The sequence below is a fragment of the Aeromonas sp. 62-46 genome (assembly GCF_001898585.1).
Classification (GTDB): Bacteria; Pseudomonadota; Gammaproteobacteria; order Enterobacterales; family Aeromonadaceae; genus Aeromonas; species Aeromonas caviae.
Genome location: NZ_MKUI01000005.1, coordinates 151,414 through 169,534, shown reverse-complemented (window position 1 = coordinate 169,534; position 18,121 = coordinate 151,414). Strand labels below are relative to the sequence as shown.

Genomic DNA, 18,121 nt, shown 5'->3' with positions numbered 1-18,121 from the left:
ATGATCTACCGGTTGCTCTACAACCTGCTGATCCACCTGGGGTTGCCCCTGGCGCTGCTGGCGCTCTACAAACCCAAAAAAGGCAAGCCCGGCTTCGGGGCGCGCTGGGCCGAGCATCTGGGACGATTGCCGCCGACCGGACAGGAGGCTCCACTCTGGATCCATGCGGTGAGCGTGGGGGAGACCCTGGCCATCACCCCCTTCATCCGCGCCCTCAAGGCCGAGCGCCCCGAGCTGCCCATCCTGCTCACCACCACCACCCGCACCGGCGCTGAACAGGCGGCCAAGCTCGGGGATCTGGTGGTGCACCGCTATGCGCCTCTCGACTATCCCTGGGCCGTCTCGGCGTTTCTGAGCACCGTCAAGCCCCGCTCCCTCTGGGTGATGGAGACAGAGCTGTGGCCGAACTGGCTGGCGGCCTGCGAGGCACGCCACCTGCCGGTGACCATCCTCAATGCCCGCCTCTCGGAGCGATCCTGTCAGCGCTATGGTCGCTTCCAGGGGGCCTTCGATGCCCTGAGCCGCCCGCTGACCCACCTGCTGTGCCAGCATCAGGACGATGCGGATCGCTTCCATCGGCTGGGCATAGCGCGCAACCGGCTGGCGGTGACCGGCTCCATCAAGTTCGACATCCAGTTTGGCGACGAGGTACAGGCCAGGGGCCGTGCCCTGCGCCAGCAACTGGGGGAGGCACGACCTGTCTGGATCGCCGCCAGTACCCACCAGGGGGAAGACGAGCAGGTGCTGGCCGCCTTCGATCGGGTGCTCAAGGCCCACCCCTCCGCCCTGCTGATCCTGGTGCCGCGCCATCCCGAGCGTTTCGATCGGGTGGCCGAGCTGTGCGCCCCCTACGGTTGCGTGCGGCGTACGGCGGGCAGTGCGGTAGGCGAGAGCGACAAGGTTTACCTGGGTGACACCATGGGCGAGCTGCCACTGATGCTGGCGGCGGCGGATCTCGCCTTTGTCGGTGGCAGCCTGGTGCCCGTGGGCGGTCACAACCTGCTGGAACCGGCGGCGCTGGGCAAACCCTGCCTGACCGGCCCCGTCTATTTCAACTTCAGCGACATCACCCGCCAGCTGGTGGCCCAGGGGGGCGCCGCCGTGGTGGCGGATGCCGAGGCGCTCGGTGACAAGGTGAACGCCTTGCTCGCCGATGCGGGCGCCCGCCGCGAGATGGGGGAGCAGGCCCGTGCCGTGGTGCTGCGCAACCAGGGGGCGCTGGCGCGCACCCTCTCCCACTGCCTCGCCAGCCTGGAAGGTGACGACTGAGGCGGGGCGGCGTGGTAGCCGCCCCGCCAGCATGTCTGTCAAACCCCGGGAGACAATCCGCGCCTCTTTCCTTTATGCTCTGCCCTTTGCCCCTGACCCTGTGATGCCCCGATGAACCGCGCTCCCCTGCTGTTGATGATACTGGTCACCCTGCTGGCCGCCGCTGGCTGGCTCTTCTCGAAAGAGGCGATTCGCGAACTGCCCACCGCCGCCTTTATCGGCAGCCGCTTCCTGTTGGCCGCCCTGCTGCTGTTGCCGCTCGCCTGGTTGCGCGAGCCGCCCCCCAATGGCTCACAACTGCTGCGTGCCGCCGGGTGCGGCACCTTGCTCGGGGCCAGCCTGCTGTTCTGGGTTACCGCCATCAGCCAGAGCGATGCCCTCGGCAGCGGCGCCTTCATCATGAGCGTGGCCACCCTGATGGCGCCGCTCGCCGCCTGGGCCGCCTTCAAGGCCAGACCCGGCCGTCACTACTGGCTGACTCTGCCCGTGGCCGTCGCGGGTCTGCTGCTGCTCTCCAGCAGCACTCACTGGGGCGTGTCGCTCTCCCTGTTCTGGTTTCTGGCGGCGGCCGCCACCCTGGGGGTTCAGCTCGCGGTGCACCGCCACTTCGCCCAGTCCATTCCCCCTACCTGGCTCACCTGCATCCAGCTGGCGGTGACCGGACTGCTCGGCACCCTGCTCTCCCTGCTGACCGAGCAGTGGCCCGCCAGCATCGGCACTGGTATCTGGGGCTGGTTTGCGGCCAGCGTCCTGATCGCCACCACATTGCGCTATTGGCTGCTCACCCACGCCCTGAGCCGGATGACCACGGCCCACGCCGCCCTGCTGATGCTGCTCGAACCGGTCTGGACTCTTATCCTGAGCACCCTCTTCTATGACGAACCGCTGGGCCCCGCCAAGCTGGCTGGTGCCGGCCTGGTGCTGGGGGCTCTGGTGCTCTACCAGCTCCCCCTGTTGCTGCGCAGCCGAAGGCTGAAGTCACCGGTCTAGCCTGCACGGGCGGGGGATGGATCAAAAAGAAGGAGAGGGTCTGCATGGCAGACCCTCTTTGCGTGATGGCACATGTCGGGCTCCCTTTGCTAGGGGTTACCATCAGTCAGGCGGCTGAGCGCTGCGGGAAACGAGCATAAAAAAGCCCCCGCGTGGCGGGGGCTGGTGCATCTATGAGGGAGATCACTCGATGTTCTGGATCTGCTCGCGCATCTGCTCGATGAGGACCTTCAACTCGACAGCGGACTGGGTCACCTCGGCGTTGATCGACTTGGAGCCCAGCGTGTTCGACTCGCGGTTGAACTCCTGCATCATGAAGTCGAGGCGACGGCCGCAGGCGCCACCCTTCTTCATGATCTTGTTGGTTTCGCTGATGTGCATCTCCAGGCGATCCAGCTCTTCGGCCACGTCGATCTTCTGGGCCAGCAGCACGATCTCCTGCTCGATGCGGGCAGGATCCAGCTCCACTTTGGCCTCGGCCAGGCGGTCGGTGAGCTTCTGGCGCTGCCACTCGATGATCTGCGGCAGGTGCTCCCGCACCTTCTTCACTTCTACCTGAATGCCGGCCAGACGCTGTTCGATCAGCGCCTTGAGGTTGGCCCCTTCGCTGGCGCGGGAGGCGAGGAAGTCTTCCATGGTCAAGTCGAAGCCGGCCATCAGCTCGGTGGCGACTACGTCCATGTCCTGCTCGGCGGCAGCCATCACGCCCGGCCAGCGCAGCACGTCCACCGGGTTGAGCTGACCCTGGCCCGCCTCTTTCATCACCCAGTTGGCGCTCTCGATGATGAGTTTGGCCAGCTCTTCATTGATGTGCAGCTGGCTGGCAGCGGCCTGGGCGGCCTCGAAGCGCAGGTTGCACTCCACCTTGCCGCGCTGCAGCTTGGCGCGGAAGCGCTCACGCAGAACCGGCTCCAGGCTGCGCAGTTGTTCCGGCAGGCGAATGTAGGTCTCCAGATAGCGCTGGTTGACCGAACGAATTTCCCAAACGGCTGTGCCCCAGTCGCCCTTGAGTTCCTTGCGGGCGTAGGCGGTCATGCTGTGAATCATTGATTGTTCCGGGCTTGATGAAGTGTGGGGCCAGTATACTCAGCCAGCCCTGCTCCGTCAGCCGACAGCGTGGTTTTAGCGGCTGATATTTGGGCTGGGATCACTTATACTCCTGCGCCAATTCAGCCAGCCCAGAGGTCCGTCCCATGTCACGTCCCAGCGATCGCACTGCCGCGCAGCTTCGTCCGGTCACCATTACCCGCCACTTCACCAAGCATGCTGAAGGGTCCGTGCTGGTGGAATTCGGCAACACCCGCGTGCTCTGCACCGCCAGCGTCGACACCAGCGTGCCACGCTTCCTGAAAGGGAAGAATCAGGGCTGGGTAACCGCCGAATACGGCATGCTGCCGCGCTCCACCCACTCCCGGATGAACCGTGAAGCGGCCTCCGGCAAGCAGAGTGGCCGCACTCTGGAGATCTCCCGGCTGATCGCCCGCTCCCTGCGCGCCGCAGTAGACCTGACCGCGCTGGGCGAGCACTCCATCACAGTTGACTGCGACGTACTGCAGGCCGACGGTGGCACCCGCACCGCCGCCATCACCGGGGCCTGCGTGGCGCTGGTGGATGCGCTGAATTGGATGGTGGAGAAGGGGCTGATCAAACAGAGCCCGCTCAAGCAGATGATCGCGGCCGTCTCCGTCGGTATGTTCGAAGGGGAGGCCATCTGCGATCTGGAGTACATCGAAGACTCCGCTGCCGAGACCGACATGAACGTGGTGATGACCGAAGATGGTCGCATCATCGAGGTGCAGGGCACCGCGGAGGCCGAACCCTTCACCCACGAGGAGCTGCTGGAGATGCTGGCCCTCGCCAAGGGCGGTATTGCCGACATTATTGCGCTGCAGAAGCAGTCACTTGCATGATTTTAAAAACGCGGCATTGACCGCGTTTTTTTATACCCCACACAAGTAAACGACAAGCCAAGCAAGGAGCCAGAATGAAAGCCTACCAGCGTCAATTTATCGAGTTCGCCCTGGAGAAACAGGTCCTCAAATTCGGTGAATTTACCCTGAAATCCGGTCGTAAAAGCCCCTACTTCTTCAACGCCGGTCTGTTCAACAGCGGCCGCGATCTGGCCCGTCTCGGCCGCTTCTATGCCGCCGCCCTGATGGATGCCGGCATCGAATTCGACGTGCTGTTTGGCCCGGCCTACAAGGGGATCCCCATCGCCTCCGCCACCGCGGTGCAGCTGGTGGAGCAGCACGACGTGGACGTGCCCTGGTGCTTCAACCGCAAGGAGGCCAAGGATCACGGCGAGGGTGGCAATCTGGTGGGCAGCCCGCTCAAGGGGCGCATCATGCTGGTGGACGATGTCATCACTGCCGGCACCGCCATCCGCGAATCCATGGATCTGATCCAGGCCAACGGCGCCTCCCTGGCTGGCGTGCTGATCGCGCTGGACCGTCAGGAGAAGGGCAAGGGCGAGCTCTCCGCCATTCAGGAAGTGGAGCGTGACTACGGTGCCCACATCATCGCCATCATCCAGATGAGCGATCTGATCCAGTATCTGGAAGAGAAGCAGGCCGAACAGCCGGAGCTGGCCGCGCAACTGGCCGCCATGAAGGCTTACCGCGCCCAGTACGGTATCTGAGTCGCCGCGCATACCGCGCAATAGTTGAAGGCGGCGCCTGTTTGTTCTCTGGCGGCAAACGGGCGCCGTTTTTTCATCTGCAAAAAGTGGATCATGTGGCTTGAGCTTGCCCTTACAGTAAAGGTTAGGGTTTGCCAGTCGGCGTTTTGTGGTGCCGACGGGTTCCGGGGAGGAACAACATGACCACTCATCTTCAATCACCCATTCATCTGCAGTTGCCGCTCAGCGGCATGAGCTGCGCCAACTGCGCCGGTCGCATCACGGCCGCCCTCAACAAGCTCGACGGGGTATCGGCCACCGTCAACTTCGCACTGGAGCAAGCCGCCATCGAGCTGGCCAGCCCCGACCGTTTGCCGGCGGTGCTGGAGAGCATCCAGGCGCAGGGTTACGACTACGGTAGCGAGACCATATTGTTTCAAATCACCGGCATGACCTGTGCCGGTTGCTCGGCCCGCCTGAACAAGATGCTGGCGGCGCTGCCCGGCATCATCTCCGCCGACGTCAACTTCTCCATCGAGCAGGCTCGTATCGTGCAGGTACCCGGGGTGCAGACGCCCGCGGCCCTGCGCGAGCAGATCGAGGCCCTCGGCTTTGGCGCCCAACTGGCGCAAGGCTCGGCCAGCGGCCGCCGCCAGCAGTTGCTGGAGCGGGAAGCGCAGGAGGCCGCCAGCGCCCGTCAGGCGCAAACCCAGGTCATCGTCTCGGCTTTGCTTACCCTGCCGCTGCTGGTGGGGATGCTGGCCATGGCCGGTCTGCTGCCCTGGCATCTGCCCGCCTGGCTGGAGCTGGTGCTCGCCACCCCGGTGCAGTTCTGGATTGGGGCCCGCTTCTATCGCGGCGCCTGGCTCGCTATCAAGAACCGCTCCGCCAACATGGATGTGCTGGTGGCGACCGGTACCAGTGCGGCCTACTTCTACAGCCTCTATCTGCTGCTTAATCTGGGGGGGGCCGCCAGTGGCCAGCTCTATTTCGAGGCAAGCGCCATCATCATTACCCTGATCTCCCTCGGAAAACTGCTGGAAGCGCGAGCCAGACGCAGTACCCAGTCCGCCATTCGCGAACTGATGGCGCTGCGGCCGGAAACCGCCACCGTCTGGCGCGGCGAGCGCTGGCAGATCGTCGCCATCGACGAGGTGCTGCGCGGCGACAGGCTGCAGGTGCTGGTGGGGGAGCGGGTGCCGGTGGACGGCAGAATCGCGAGCGGCGAGAGCGAGCTGGACGAGTCGATCCTCACCGGCGAGAGCCTGCCGGTGCCGCGCGGCGAGGGCGACAAGGTGCTGGGCGGCGCCATCAACCGCTCCGGCGTGCTGGAAATTGAAGCCACTACGGTGGGGGAGGACTCCAGCCTCAGCAAGATCATCGCACTGGTGGAGAACGCCCAGATGGGTAAGGCGCCGCTGCAACAGCTGGTGGACAAGGTCTCCGCCGTGTTCGTGCCGGTGGTGATGGCCATCGCCCTGTTCACCCTGCTGGTGTGGTACGCCATCAGCAACGACTTCGGTCAGGCGCTGCTGGCGGCGGTGGCCGTGCTGGTGATCGCCTGTCCCTGTGCGCTGGGGCTGGCAACGCCGGCGGCCATCGTCACCGGTACAGGGGTGGCGGCGCGCCATGGCATTCTGATCAAAGATGTCGATACCCTGCAGAAGGCCCACGCCATCAAGGCGCTCATCTTCGACAAGACAGGTACGCTCACTCAGGGCAAGCCCGTGCTGGCGAGCTGGAGCGGCAACGACGAGCAACTGCGCCTCGCCGCCGCCCTGCAGCAGGCGAGCGAACACCCGCTGGCGCTGGCCATGCGCGAGGCGGTCGACAAGGAGGCGATGCTACCCCAGCCGGAGGCGGTGGAGGTGCGGGTCGGTGCCGGTATTGTCGGTCAGGTCGCCGGTCATACGGTCGCCATCGGCAATGGCTCTTTGCTGGCCCAGCTCGGCATTGAGGTGCCCGCGCAGGATAAGCAGCCTGCCGACGGCGCGACCCGGGTCTGGGTGGCCATTGACGGCGTGGTAGCGGGCATTGCGGCGCTGGCCGATACCCTGCGCCCCGAGAGTCCGGATGCCATCGCCACCCTGCGTCAGCGCGGCATCGCCAGCTGGCTGGTGAGCGGTGATGCGCCGGCGCCGGTGGCCCATATCGCCGCCAAGCTGGGGCTGGACGGGGCCTTTGACTCCGTGCTGCCAGCCGGCAAGGTGGAAAAAGTCGAGGCGCTGCGGGCGCAAACCAGCGGGCTGGTCGCCATGGTGGGAGACGGGGTGAACGACGCCCCGGCGCTGGCGGCGGCGGATGTGGGTATCGCCATGGGCTCCGGCTCCGACGTGGCGATGGAGACCGCCTCCATCACTCTCATGCGATCCGACCCGCGGCTGGTGGCCGATGCCATCGACATCTCGGCGGCCACCTGGCGCACCATCCAGCAGAATCTGTTCTGGGCCTTCGTGTTCAACATCATCGGTATTCCGCTGGCGGCGCTGGGTTACCTCAGCCCCGAGCTGGCGGGGGCGGCCATGGCCTTGAGCAGTATCACCGTCTTGAGCAATTCCCTGTTATTGAAGCGCTGGCAGCCCCGGGCGGGCAGCCTGCGTGCATCTGAATCCCAAAGGAGTCATTCATGAACATCAGCAAGGTCGCCAAGGCCACCGGCCTGACCGCCAAGACCATCCGCTACTACGAGAGCATCGGCCTCATTTCGTCGCCAGTGCGCAGCGACAACGGGTATCGCAGTTATACGGATGCCTCCCTGCGGGAGCTGCGCTTCGTCAAGCGGGCGCGGGAGACCGGTTTCAATCTGGAGGAGTGTCAGGAGCTGCTGGCGCTCTATCGGGACGAGCACAGAACCAGTGCCCAGGTGAAGAAGCTGGCCCAGGAGAAAATCGTCGATCTGCGCTCCCGCATCGCCGGTTTGCAAGCCATGCTCAGCGCCCTCGAGGAGGTGGTGAGCTGCTGTCACGGAGATGCGAATCCCCAGTGCCCCATCCTCGACGAGCTGGAGAAAGGGTGAGGGAGGGCTGCGCCATTCGACCCTGCAGAAAAGGGTCTGTCGGGGCCTGTGCGAGAGAGGACGCGCTGAGTGGCAGCTTAATAGCGGTCGATTGATTGTTGAGCAGGAAAGGGGAGTGTTAAACTGTGCGGCTCTTGTACAGGGAGTACCCAGTTGACACAGAGTGTGAAATATCAGGTGCGGCGGGCCATCATGGTCCAGCTCTATACCCATGCCTCCTTCAGCCTGCCTTGCCTGGGGCTGCTGGCGATCAGCTGGAGCCTGCTGTTCCACGATTACCTGCCGGCCAGCGAGTCGCTGGGCTGGCTCGGTCTGGTCCTGCTGCTGTTGCTGGGGCGCTGGTGGCATCTGCGCTGGCGCCAGCCCAGGCTGGCGGAGCTTCCGCTGCCGGTGCTCGAGCGCGAGCTCTTTGTCGGGGTGACCATCACCTCCATCGTCTGGGCACTGGGCGTGCTGCTCTACATGGACAAGCTGCCCGACACCTATCGTGCCGCCATGATGATGCTCTCCAGCCTGATCCTGACCGGCAGCGCCATCATGCTGTTCGGCAGCCGTCGTACCCTCTATGGGGCCGTGCTGCCCCTCGGGTTTGCCATGTTGTTCGAGCTCAGTGGCGGCAACACCCAGGAGCGTATCGTCTCCTGCATGCTGGCGGGGTATCTGTTCGTCTTTCTGCCGACCCTGCTGCGGCGCCTGCGGCGGGATCAGGTGGCCTCTCTCTACCACAGTTTTTCCAATGCGGACCTGGTGGCCGAGCTGAAAGCGGTCTCCGAGCATCTCAAGCTCACGTCCCGCCTCGACGGTCTGACCGGCATCGCCAACCGGGCCCATCTCGACGACTCCCTGGCGCGCGCCTGGCGTCGCTGCCACCGTGCCAGAGCGCCTCTCTCTCTGGTGCTGGTGGATGTGGACTACTTCAAGCAGTTCAATGATCACTATGGTCACCAGGTGGGGGACCAGTGCCTGCAACAGGTGGCGAGCCTGCTGGCCGAAGTGCTGCGGCGGGAAGACGATCTCGCTGCCCGTTACGGAGGAGAGGAGTTCGCCCTGCTGCTGCCCTGCACCACCTTGCAGGGGGCCATGCAGATCGCCGAGCAGGTGCGTACCTCGTTGCGAGCCCTCGGCATTCCCCACCACAAATCCCGGGTCTCGGGGCGGGTCAGTTGCAGCTTCGGGGTGGCGACCCTGGTGCCGGATCAGCATCACTCCATTGCCGAGCTTATCCAGAAAGCGGATGCGGCGCTCTATCAGGCCAAGCATAATGGCCGGGATCGTATCGAAGTAGCCTTGATGGGTAAGGTTGCCTGAGTTTCACAAGACAGATTAAAGAGGTCGTCTATGCAATGTCATCGTATCGAAGAGCTGCTGGAACTGCTGCAGCCTGCCTGGATCAAGGAGCAGGATCTCAGCCTGGTGCAGTTTGTTGCCAAACTGGCCGAGGAGGCGGGATTTGACGGTCCGCTGTCCGCACTGACCGACGACATGCTGATCTACCACCTCAAGATGCGGGAATCCGACAAGCAGGCGATGATCCCGGGGCTGGCCAAGGATCACGTGCCCGACTTCAAGGAGGCCCTGCTCAAGGCCCGCGGCATCAAGTAATCCGGCCGTCACATCGCCATCAGAGAAAGGTTTCAAGAGAATCTGTGAAAAGGCGCATAGTCAACTGGCTATGGGCCTTTTTTGTTGCCTGAAATTGCGACGGGACTCGAACTATAGATACATTTAACCCACACAATTAGCAGGTTGTTTAAGATATAATCGCCTTCATAACAATATGAGTGGAGCGATGTGTTGCAATGGCCGACAAGGACAAGATCGACATCAAGGATGTGACCGGTGACGTCACCGGGACTTTCAATCCCAACACCTTCAAGGCGGGAGATGACAGGTTCAACCCCGGCAACCGCATCTATGTCCGCTCCCAGACCGGCTACTGGCAGCGGGTGCGCAAGGCCATGGGCTGGTTCTTCGTCGCGCTCTTTGTCCTCCTGCCCTGGCTGCGTTATGACGGCCGTCAGGCGGTGCTGTTCGATCTGGAGCACCAGCAGTTCCATATCTTCGGTGCCACCATCTGGCCGCAGGATCTCACCCTGCTGGCCTGGGTCTTCATGATCGCGGCCTTCGCCCTCTTCTTTGTGACCACCTTCCTGGGCCGGGTCTGGTGCGGCTACCTCTGTCCCCAGACGGTGTGGACCTTCCTGTTCATCTGGTTCGAGGAGAAGCTGGAAGGGGCCGCCAACAAGCGTCGCAAGCTGGATGCGGCGCCCTGGAGCGGCGAGAAGCTGGCCCGTAAGGGCGCCAAGCACCTGGCCTGGATCCTGCTGTCGCTGGGCACGGGGCTGACCTTCGTCGCCTACTTCCAGGATGTCTTCCACCTGGTGCCCGATTTCTTCACCCTGCAGGCGGGAGGCTGGGTCATCTTCTGGGTGCTGTTCTTTGCCGCCTGCACCTATGGCAACGCCGGCTGGATGCGCGCCATCATGTGTATCCACATGTGCCCCTATGCCCGCTTCCAGTCCGCCATGTTCGACAAGGACACCTACATCGTCGGCTATGACAGCCAGCGTGGCGAGACCCGCGGCGCCCGTGGTCGCAAGGCCGATCCCAAGGCTCTGGGGCTGGGGGACTGCATCGACTGCGACCTCTGCGTGCAGGTCTGCCCGACCGGTATCGACATCCGTGACGGTCTGCAGTACGAGTGCATCAACTGCGGCGCCTGTGTCGACGCCTGCGACCAGACCATGGAGCGGATGGGGTATCCGAAAGGGCTCATCAGTTACACCACCGAGCACAAGCTGGCCCACAGTGAAACCCAGGTGGCGCGGCCCAAGCTGATTGGCTATGGCCTGGTGATGGTCGTCATGCTGGGGGTCTTCGTCTATAACGCCATGTCCATCATGCCCATGGGGCTCGACATCCTGCGGGATCGCAACCAGCTGTTCCGGGAAAACAGTGAAGGGCTCATCGAAAACACCTATACCCTGAAGATCCTCAACAAGACCCTGAACTCCCAGACCTACCGGCTGGACGTGGAAGGGCTGCCGGAGTACCAGTGGTTCGGTCCTCGCGAGGTGACCCTGAAGGCGGGCGAGATCTATACCCTGCCGGTGAGTCTGGCGGTGGATCCCTTCAACCTGAAGCGCCCCACTCTGGACGTCCAGTTCGTGCTCAAGCGGGAAGGCGCGGCGCCGGATGACAGCAAGGGGACCTTGCGCCAACCGAGCAAGTTTATCAGCAGGTTGTGACGGCAAGGCGCACCGCCATGCACGGCAACGGCAGACAGTGGTGATAGAATGGGGCGCAACAGCGCCCCTTTTCTATGGTGGATGACATGCGTTTCAACTATTCCGACCTCAATCCCGATCTCATCATGGATGCCATCGATCTCAGCGGCTTGCGCATCGACTCCGGCCTTATCGAGCTCAACAGTTACGAGAACCGCGTCTATCAGTTTCAGGATGAGGATCGCCGTCGCTACGTGGTGAAGTTCTACCGCCCCGGTCGCTGGAGCCGGGCCCAGATCCTGGAAGAGCACGCGTTTGCCGCTCGCCTCTGTGAAACTGAGATCCCGGTCGCCGCTCCCATTGCCTTTGCCGGCGAGACCCTGCTGGAGCATCAGGGCTACCCGTTTGCCATCTGGCAGAGCGTCGGGGGGCGCCAGTTCGAGGTGGACAACCTGGACCAGCTGGAGTGGGTGGGGCGTTACCTCGGTCGCATCCACAGCGTCGGTGCCAGCCATGCCTTTCATCACCGGGTTCCGCTGGATGTGGAGAGCATGCTGCACGAGCCGCGTCAGTTGCTGGCGGCAGGCGAGTGGTTGCCGAGCGGGCTGGCCAAGTCCTTCTTCGGGGTGCTGGACGAGCTGATCCGGCACGTATGCGACGCCATGACCCTGGACGTGGCGCGCATCTCCCTGCATGGGGACTGCCACCCGGGCAACATCCTGTGGCGTGACGGCCCCCTGTTTGTCGACCTCGACGATTGCCGCACCGGCCCTGCCATCCAGGATCTCTGGATGATGCTGAACGGGGAGCGTCATGAGCAGCAGATCCAGCTCGATACCCTGCTGGCGGGGTATGAGGAGTTCATGGAGTTCGACCCGCGGGAGCTGGCGCTCATCGAGCCGCTGCGCGCCATGCGCATCGTCCACTACATGGCCTGGCTGGCAAGACGCTGGGAAGATCCCGCCTTCCCCCGCCACTTCTCCTGGTTCAACACCGAACACTACTGGCGCCAGCAGATTGCGACCCTGCATGATCAGCTCGAGGCATTGAAGGCCCCGCCGCTCAGCCTGATGCCGCAGTGGTAGGGGCGCGAACCCGGCAGATCGCCACGCCACGGGGCGTTCGTTGGTGGTGTCGCCCGCACCATTGCCACTGCGGCAAGGTGCCCGTGGGAGGCGGGATGGCGGTCCCGCCTGTCTGCCTTTGCCATTGACGGCACGAGGGTGAGGCAATAGGCTTGGACTGCTTCGGTTCGCCGGGCGTGCCTCACAGTGATCCCTTAACAGGAAACGTCATGAAAAAAGTACTATTTTTCCTCGCTGCCATGCTGATGATCCCCATGGTTCACGCCGCCCCGCAATTCAAGGAAGGTGTCAACTATGACGTGGTCAGCCAGACCGGCAGCGCCCAGCCGGAAGTGATGGAGTTCTTCTCCTATTTCTGCCCGCACTGCGCCAAGTTCGAGCCGATTGCCGAGGATCTGAAGAAGAGCCTGCCGGAAGGCGTGCCGATGAAGAAGAACCCGGTGGCCTTCCTGGGCCGTGAAATGGGCCCCGAGATGCAGCGTGCCTACGCCGTCGCCAATCTGCTGAACGTGGAAGGCAAGCTGACCCCGGCCATCTTCGACAAGATCCACACCCAGCGCCAGATCCCCCAGAGCCGCGCCGACGTGAAGCAAGTCTTCGTGGACAATGGCGTGCCGGCCGAGGAGTTCGACGGTGCCGTCGACAGCTTCGCCGTCTCCGGCATGGTCTCCCAGTTCGATCGCAACACCGAGAGCTACAATGTGCGCGGTGTGCCGGCCTTCCTGGTCAACGGCAAATACATGGTGAAGATTGAATCCATCACTTCCCAGGAGCAGTTCAACCAGCTGGTGAAATTCCTGCTGGCCAAGAAGGACTGATCATTCCTGAGTCGATACAAAAGCCCGCCGGTGCAAACCGGCGGGCTTTTTGTTTGGCGTCTCGCGGGCCTGACTCAGACACCGACGTGGAAGGCCTGCTTGAGGTTGCGAATGAAGTCCGCATCCCGGCAGAGGGTCTTGCCCGGGCTGTCGGAGATCTTGGCGACCGGGCCGCCGTTGCACTCCATCAGCTTGAACACGATGTTCATCGGGCTGACGCCGGGCAGATCGCAGGTGAGCTTGGTGCCGATGCCGAAGCTGGTGTTGATGCGGCCGCGGAAGTGGCGCAGCAGCTCGACGGCCTTGTCGAGGTTGAGCCCGTCGGAGAAGACCAGCGTCTTCTCGGCAGGGTCGATGCCGAGCCGCTGATAGTGGCTGATGGCCTTCTCGCCCCACACCACGGGATCACCGGAGTCGTGGCGCAGCCCCTGGTAGCGGCTCGCCAGCTCGAAGTCGAAGTCACGCAGGAAAGCATCCATGGTGATGCAGTCGGTGAGCGCGATACCGAGGTGGTTGGTGAATTCGTCCAGCCAGCTGGTGAGGGCGGCGCGCTGGCTGAGCTCCAGCGGGAAGCCGAGCTGCTGGTGGGCCTGGAACCACTCGTGGGCTTGGGTGCCCACCGCGGGCAACCGGTACTTCTGGGCCAGCAGGTAGTTGCTGGTGCCGCGAAACGCCGGCAGCCGCTCCTTGAGGCGACCCACCACGGCGTCTTGTACCGCGAGGGAGAAGCGGCGACGGGTGCCGAAGTCGATGAGGTTGAACTCGCTCATCTCCTCCCGGCTCAGCTCCCGCTCCAGCTTGTCGATCTTCTGATCGAGCCGCTCCAGTGCCTGGCTGACACCGAACTGGGGATAGCGGAAGCGGTTACGCATCTCGCTGATGATGGCGAGCACCGGGATCTCCCACAGGATCACGTCCTGCCAGGGGCCTTCGACCCGCACATTGATGCGGCCATCCTGTTCGAACACCTTGAGCAGGGAGGCGTCCAGCGGCTTGCGGCGCAGGTGGTCCAGGTAGTCGGGCGTGAAGAAGGGGCGTTCGGCCAGAAAGTCGAGTTCGGACCGGGTCAGGCGCAGGGAGCCAGCGAGGCGCAGTTGTTCCTCGATCTGGCCCATCATGGGCAGCAGATCTTCTTCGTTGCGGCTGTGGAACTCGGCGACGACGTCGGCATCCGGATAGCGATGGAACACCGCCTGCTGCATGTGCAGCTTGTAGGCATCGGTGTCGAGCAGGCTGTGGAGGATGGGAGGCATATCAGGCTCCTGTGATGAGTGCTGCGCGGGCAACGCACTCTGGCTGCATCTGTGACGGGTGGGCGCCGATGTCGGGTGGGCAGTGGAAAATGGAAGGCATGTCAGGCATCCAGCAGGCGTTGAATGTCGGCCAGGGTCTGGGCCAGCTCGGCGCCGGCCTCGATCATCCGGGTGCGGGCCTGGTCGATTGTCTCGGGGGCGATGCCGCGGCAGGCGTCGAGGTGGACGATGACCCGGAAACCGGCGCGACGCAGTTGCAGCACGCTGGTTTTGACGCAGTAGTCGGTGGCGAGGCCGCCGACCAGCACGGTAGTGACGCCGCGGGCTTGCAGAAACTCGATAAGCCCAGTGCTGCGCAGTTCCGCCAGGTCGTGATAGCAGACGCCATAGGGATGCAGGTCCGGCTCGACCCCCTTCCAGACGAAGAAGTCGTAGTCGATGGGGGCGGGCAGGCCGTCGAGCAGCTCGAACCCAGGTGTGCCGGGCACGCAGTGGGCCGGCCAGGTGAGATCGGCATTCGCCAGTGCAAGGGGTTGCAACATGGCGCCGGGTTCGGTCACCACCCAGGGGGCGTTCGCGGGGTGGGCATCCTTGCTGCCGGCTCGCAGGGTGGCGAGGGCAGCCTGGGCATTGAGCGCCGCCACTATGGTATCCCCGCCAGCGACGGGCAGCTCGTTCGGGCAGAGGGGGGTGAATCCCTTCTGCGCATCAATATCCAGGCTGGCGACGGTTCCCATGGATGGCTCCTTCACATAATATTCTTGTGATATTATCTACCAAACCTTATTAGAAGGCGAGCAGGTCGACCAGGATGCCGAGAATGAGTCTGGATATGGTGGTGCTGCGGTTGCGCGAGGAGCGGCTCGAGCTGCTTCTCGAGACCCGGGATCGCCCCCCCTTTGCCCATTGCTGGCAGTTGCCGGCCCTGCGCATCGACGAGACCCGGGATCGGGATCTGGACGCGGCTCGCCATCGCCTGCTGGCAGAGTGGGGGCTGGAGCACTGCTACAGCGAGCAGGTCTGTACCCTCGGCAATCTGGAGCGGGATCCCCGCGGCTGGTCCACCACCCTCGTCTATCTCTGTCTGGCGGATCCCGATGGAGGGGCGGTGCGCGGTCGCTGGCATCCTCTGGACGATCTGCCCGGCCTGCAACTCGCCTTCGATCACGGCAAGCTGGTCGCCATGGGGCTGGAGCGGCTGCGCATCAAGAGCCGTTACAGCACCCTGCCGCTGCATCTGCTGGGGGCAGAATTCACCCTCTCCGAGGTGCAACGGGCGTTCGAGATCGTCCTGCAGACCCCCATGAACACGGCCGCATTTCGCAAGCGGCTCCACCGTGCCGACATCCTGGTGGACACAGGGCGCAAGCGCACCGGCAAGCAACGTCCCGCCATCCTCTATCGGCTGGAGACCCCCTGCTGCGTCATGTTCGATCAGGTGATGCACGGTGCGGAAGCATAAGCCGATGTCTGCGAAAGCCGGATTGTCGCCCCATAGCGGGTCTGGTGCATTGGCACCTCACACAGGAAGTGAAAGCATGGGAGAGACGGGAATGCACAAGGTGCTGGTGAGCGCCTGTCTGCTGGGGCAGCCAGTACGTTACGACGGCCAGAGCAAGGGGATTGTCAGCGACTGGCTGCAGGCGCTGGGAGCCGAGGGGCGGGCGCTGGCCTTCTGCCCCGAGGTGGCGGGTGGCCTTCCGACGCCACGCCCCCCTGCCGAGCGCCAGGGGGAGCGGGTGGTCACCGAAAGCGGGCTGGATGTGACGGAGGAGTTCGATCGGGGCGCCGCCCTTGCGCTGGCCCTCTGTCAGCAGCAGGACATTCGCTTCGCCCTTCTGAAGGAGGGGAGTCCCTCCTGCGGCAGCGGTCGCATCTACAATGGCCGCTTCGAAGGGGTTTCACTGGCGGGAGAGGGCAAGACCACGGCTTTGCTGCGCCGCCATGGCATCGCGGTGTTCAGCGAGGATCAGCTGCCCGAGCTGGCCTCGGCGCTCGCCTTGGCTGCCTGCGGATCGGTCTGAGCCGCCGCATCGGCCGCCTGCCACTGCGCCAGCACCTCGTCTTTTTCCTTCCAGCGTGCATTCAGCCACTCCTGGAAACCGCGTTTGAACTGCTTGTCGTTGAAGTAATCCCCCACCAGTTGCTCGTCCACCGGCAGCTCCTCGATCCGCACCCGGATGCGCTTCATCTTCCCCATCAGGAAATCCTTGAAGGGGGTGTCGGGGTTGTCCGGGTAGCTGATGGTGACGTTGATCAGGCTGTCGAACTGATCGCCCATGGCTGCCAGGGTGAAGGCGAGTCCTGCCGCCTTGGGGGGCATGAGATGGCGATAGCGGGAGCGGGCGGCCTCGCGCTTCTGATCGGTGAAGCGGGTCCCCTCCACGAAGTTGATGACGGTGGTGGGTATGTGGCGAAACTTCTCGCAGGCGTTGCGGGTGGTCTCGATATCCTTGCCCCGCAGATGCGGATTTCTTAACAGAAACTCTCTCGAATAGCGGCGCATAAAGGGCATGTCCAGCCCCCAGCAGGCGAGCCCCAGCAGCGGGATGTAAATGAGCTCGTGCTTCATGAAGAACTTGGGCACCGGCAGTCGATTGCGAAACAGGTGGCCGAGCACCACGATATCGGTCCAGCTCATGTGGTTGCTGATGATGAGATACCAGCCATCCTTGCGCAGCCGGGTATTGTCCTCGATCTGCCAGTCGATGCGGGTAGTGAGGCGGATCACCAGGGCGTTGCAACCGAGCCACAGGCCCATGAAGCGATTGTTGAGCCGGCTGCAGGCGCGACCAAAGGCCGGCACGGGCAGCAGCAGTTTGGCCAGAGAAACCAGCAGGATCAGGCTGGCACACAGGGCGGTAAACAGTATGGTCAGGCCGGCGCTGATGAACAGCACCAGGGGGCCCGGGAGCAGGTTTGGCATGAGTGTCTTACTGCGTCTTGTCCGCCAGCAGCTTATCCAGGGTCTGGTCCTTCTCGTGCCAGATCCCGTTCAACCACTGTTGAAACTCTTGTTGGAACTCGGGGTCATTGAAGTAATCCCCCACCAGATTGCGTTCGATCGGCAGAAAGCGGACCCGAACCTTGATCTCCTTGACCCGACCGCACATGAAGTCCCAGTAGCTGGGGACGCCGCCGGGATAGGCGATGGTCACATCCACCAGCTTGTGCAGTTGATCCCCCATGGCCGCCAGGGTGAAGGCGATGCCCCCTGCTCTCGGGTGCAGCAGATGACGATAGGGGGCCCCTTGCCTGTCGTGCTTGCCGACGGTGAAGCGGGTCCCTTCCACGAAGTTCATCACACTCACCGGCATATGGCGGAAACGGGCACACGCCTTGCGCGTGGTTTCTATGTCTTTTCCCCTCAGATGTGGGTGCTTTTCCAGAAATTTTCGGGAATAACGCCGCATGAATGGGAAATCCAGCGCCCACCAGGCCAGACCGAGAAAAGGTACCCAAATCAGTTCTTTCTTGAGGAAAAACTTCAGGAAGGGGATTTTTTGATTAAAAATCCGCTGCAATACCAGTATGTCGACCCAGGATTGGTGGTTGGCAATCACCATATACCACTCATTCCGGCGCCCTTTGTCCACTCCGACCACATCGAAAGGGGTGTTGATGATGGTTTTCTGGATCAGATTGTTAAAACCTATCCAGTGGGTGGCGCAGCCGTCCAGGAGGGTGTTGCAGAGACGTCGCGCCCCCTTGAAGGGCAGCAGCAGCTTGATGAAGCCAAGCAGCAGGACGGGGACAAACCAGAACAGGGTGTTGATGAAATAGAGCAGGGTCGAGAGGCTGCCGCGCAGTCGCTCTATCAGCTTGTTGGGCATGGTGGAATCCGTC

General features: G+C 63.3%; 18 protein-coding genes. 13 read left to right on the top strand and 5 right to left on the bottom strand.

The genetic code is table 11. The features are described 5' to 3' along the window. Positions 1-1,269, top strand: coding sequence for a lipid IV(A) 3-deoxy-D-manno-octulosonic acid transferase (gene waaA / locus BGO64_RS02675; protein WP_286700114.1), 1,269 nt, complete (start codon positions 1-3; stop codon positions 1,267-1,269). Positions 1,270-1,380: 111 nt separating this feature from the next. Then, positions 1,381-2,259, top strand: a complete 879-nt coding sequence (locus tag BGO64_RS02670) for a DMT family transporter (protein WP_048209623.1) — start codon at positions 1,381-1,383, stop codon at positions 2,257-2,259. Positions 2,260-2,442: 183 nt separating this feature from the next. Here the strand turns inward: BGO64_RS02670 and BGO64_RS02665 are convergent, their stop codons facing one another. Further along, the gene (locus BGO64_RS02665) at positions 2,443-3,306 is read right to left on the bottom strand and encodes a YicC/YloC family endoribonuclease (RefSeq protein WP_010676104.1); all 864 of its coding nucleotides are present in this window, start codon (positions 3,304-3,306) and stop codon (positions 2,443-2,445) included. Positions 3,307-3,452: 146 nt separating this feature from the next. Between BGO64_RS02665 and rph the strand changes: the two genes are divergently transcribed. The 9 genes from rph to BGO64_RS02620 all read left to right on the top strand — a co-directional run bounded on the left by rph (position 3,453) and on the right by BGO64_RS02620 (position 13,022). Beyond that, positions 3,453-4,169 carry a ribonuclease PH gene (gene rph / locus BGO64_RS02660; RefSeq protein WP_239052681.1) on the top strand — a complete coding sequence of 239 codons (717 nt, stop codon included), beginning with the start codon at positions 3,453-3,455 and terminating at the stop codon, positions 4,167-4,169. 74 nt (positions 4,170-4,243) lie between these two features. Beyond that, entirely contained in the window at positions 4,244-4,897 is a 654-nt protein-coding gene (gene pyrE, locus BGO64_RS02655) for an orotate phosphoribosyltransferase (protein WP_010676102.1), read from the top strand. 179 nt (positions 4,898-5,076) lie between these two features. After that, positions 5,077-7,506, top strand: a complete 2,430-nt coding sequence (locus BGO64_RS02650; RefSeq protein WP_286700113.1) for a heavy metal translocating P-type ATPase — start codon at positions 5,077-5,079, stop codon at positions 7,504-7,506. After that, positions 7,503-7,892 (top strand): Cu(I)-responsive transcriptional regulator, encoded by a 390-nt coding sequence (cueR, locus tag BGO64_RS02645; RefSeq protein ID WP_010676100.1) that lies wholly within the window; start codon positions 7,503-7,505, stop codon positions 7,890-7,892. Before BGO64_RS02650 ends, cueR begins: the two co-directional genes overlap by 4 nt. 153 nt (positions 7,893-8,045) lie before the next feature. Next, complete coding sequence (locus BGO64_RS02640) at positions 8,046-9,200, top strand: GGDEF domain-containing protein (protein WP_039039690.1); 1,155 nt, start codon at positions 8,046-8,048, stop codon at positions 9,198-9,200. A 30-nt stretch (positions 9,201-9,230) separates the two neighbouring features. After that, positions 9,231-9,494: a YihD family protein gene (locus tag BGO64_RS02635; protein ID WP_010676098.1), complete on the top strand. Its 264-nt coding sequence runs from the start codon at positions 9,231-9,233 to the stop codon at positions 9,492-9,494. 197 nt (positions 9,495-9,691) lie between these two features. Then, the gene (ccoG, locus tag BGO64_RS02630) at positions 9,692-11,140 is read left to right on the top strand and encodes a cytochrome c oxidase accessory protein CcoG (protein ID WP_010676097.1); all 1,449 of its coding nucleotides are present in this window, start codon (positions 9,692-9,694) and stop codon (positions 11,138-11,140) included. A gap of 74 nt (positions 11,141-11,214) precedes the next feature. After that, on the top strand, positions 11,215-12,204 hold the full coding sequence (locus BGO64_RS02625; RefSeq protein WP_042016426.1) for a serine/threonine protein kinase: 990 nt from the start codon (positions 11,215-11,217) through the stop codon (positions 12,202-12,204). Positions 12,205-12,413: 209 nt separating this feature from the next. After that, positions 12,414-13,022: a thiol:disulfide interchange protein DsbA/DsbL gene (locus BGO64_RS02620; protein ID WP_010676095.1), complete on the top strand. Its 609-nt coding sequence runs from the start codon at positions 12,414-12,416 to the stop codon at positions 13,020-13,022. A 74-nt stretch (positions 13,023-13,096) separates the two neighbouring features. On the opposite strand, the gene pncB is transcribed toward BGO64_RS02620, so the two are convergent. After that, complete coding sequence (gene pncB, locus BGO64_RS02615) at positions 13,097-14,275, bottom strand: nicotinate phosphoribosyltransferase (protein ID WP_010676094.1); 1,179 nt, start codon at positions 14,273-14,275, stop codon at positions 13,097-13,099. A gap of 101 nt (positions 14,276-14,376) precedes the next feature. Beyond that, positions 14,377-15,012, bottom strand: a complete 636-nt coding sequence (locus BGO64_RS02610; protein ID WP_286700112.1) for a nicotinamidase — start codon at positions 15,010-15,012, stop codon at positions 14,377-14,379. 74 nt (positions 15,013-15,086) lie between these two features. On the opposite strand from BGO64_RS02610, the gene BGO64_RS02605 reads away from it, so the two are divergent. After that, on the top strand, positions 15,087-15,737 hold the full coding sequence (locus BGO64_RS02605; RefSeq protein ID WP_029314880.1) for an NUDIX hydrolase: 651 nt from the start codon (positions 15,087-15,089) through the stop codon (positions 15,735-15,737). 76 nt (positions 15,738-15,813) lie between these two features. Next, positions 15,814-16,299 (top strand): 2-thiouracil desulfurase family protein, encoded by a 486-nt coding sequence (locus tag BGO64_RS02600; RefSeq protein WP_103255145.1) that lies wholly within the window; start codon positions 15,814-15,816, stop codon positions 16,297-16,299. On the opposite strand, the gene yihG (BGO64_RS02595) is transcribed toward BGO64_RS02600, so the two are convergent. Beyond that, positions 16,245-17,201 (bottom strand): 1-acylglycerol-3-phosphate O-acyltransferase, YihG family, encoded by a 957-nt coding sequence (gene yihG, locus BGO64_RS02595; protein ID WP_039039684.1) that lies wholly within the window; start codon positions 17,199-17,201, stop codon positions 16,245-16,247. The two genes, BGO64_RS02600 and yihG (BGO64_RS02595), sit on opposite strands and share 55 nt — an antisense overlap. A 7-nt stretch (positions 17,202-17,208) precedes the next feature. After that, positions 17,209-18,108: a 1-acylglycerol-3-phosphate O-acyltransferase, YihG family gene (gene yihG / locus BGO64_RS02590; RefSeq protein ID WP_286700111.1), complete on the bottom strand. Its 900-nt coding sequence runs from the start codon at positions 18,106-18,108 to the stop codon at positions 17,209-17,211. Positions 18,109-18,121 lie beyond the last annotated feature (13 nt).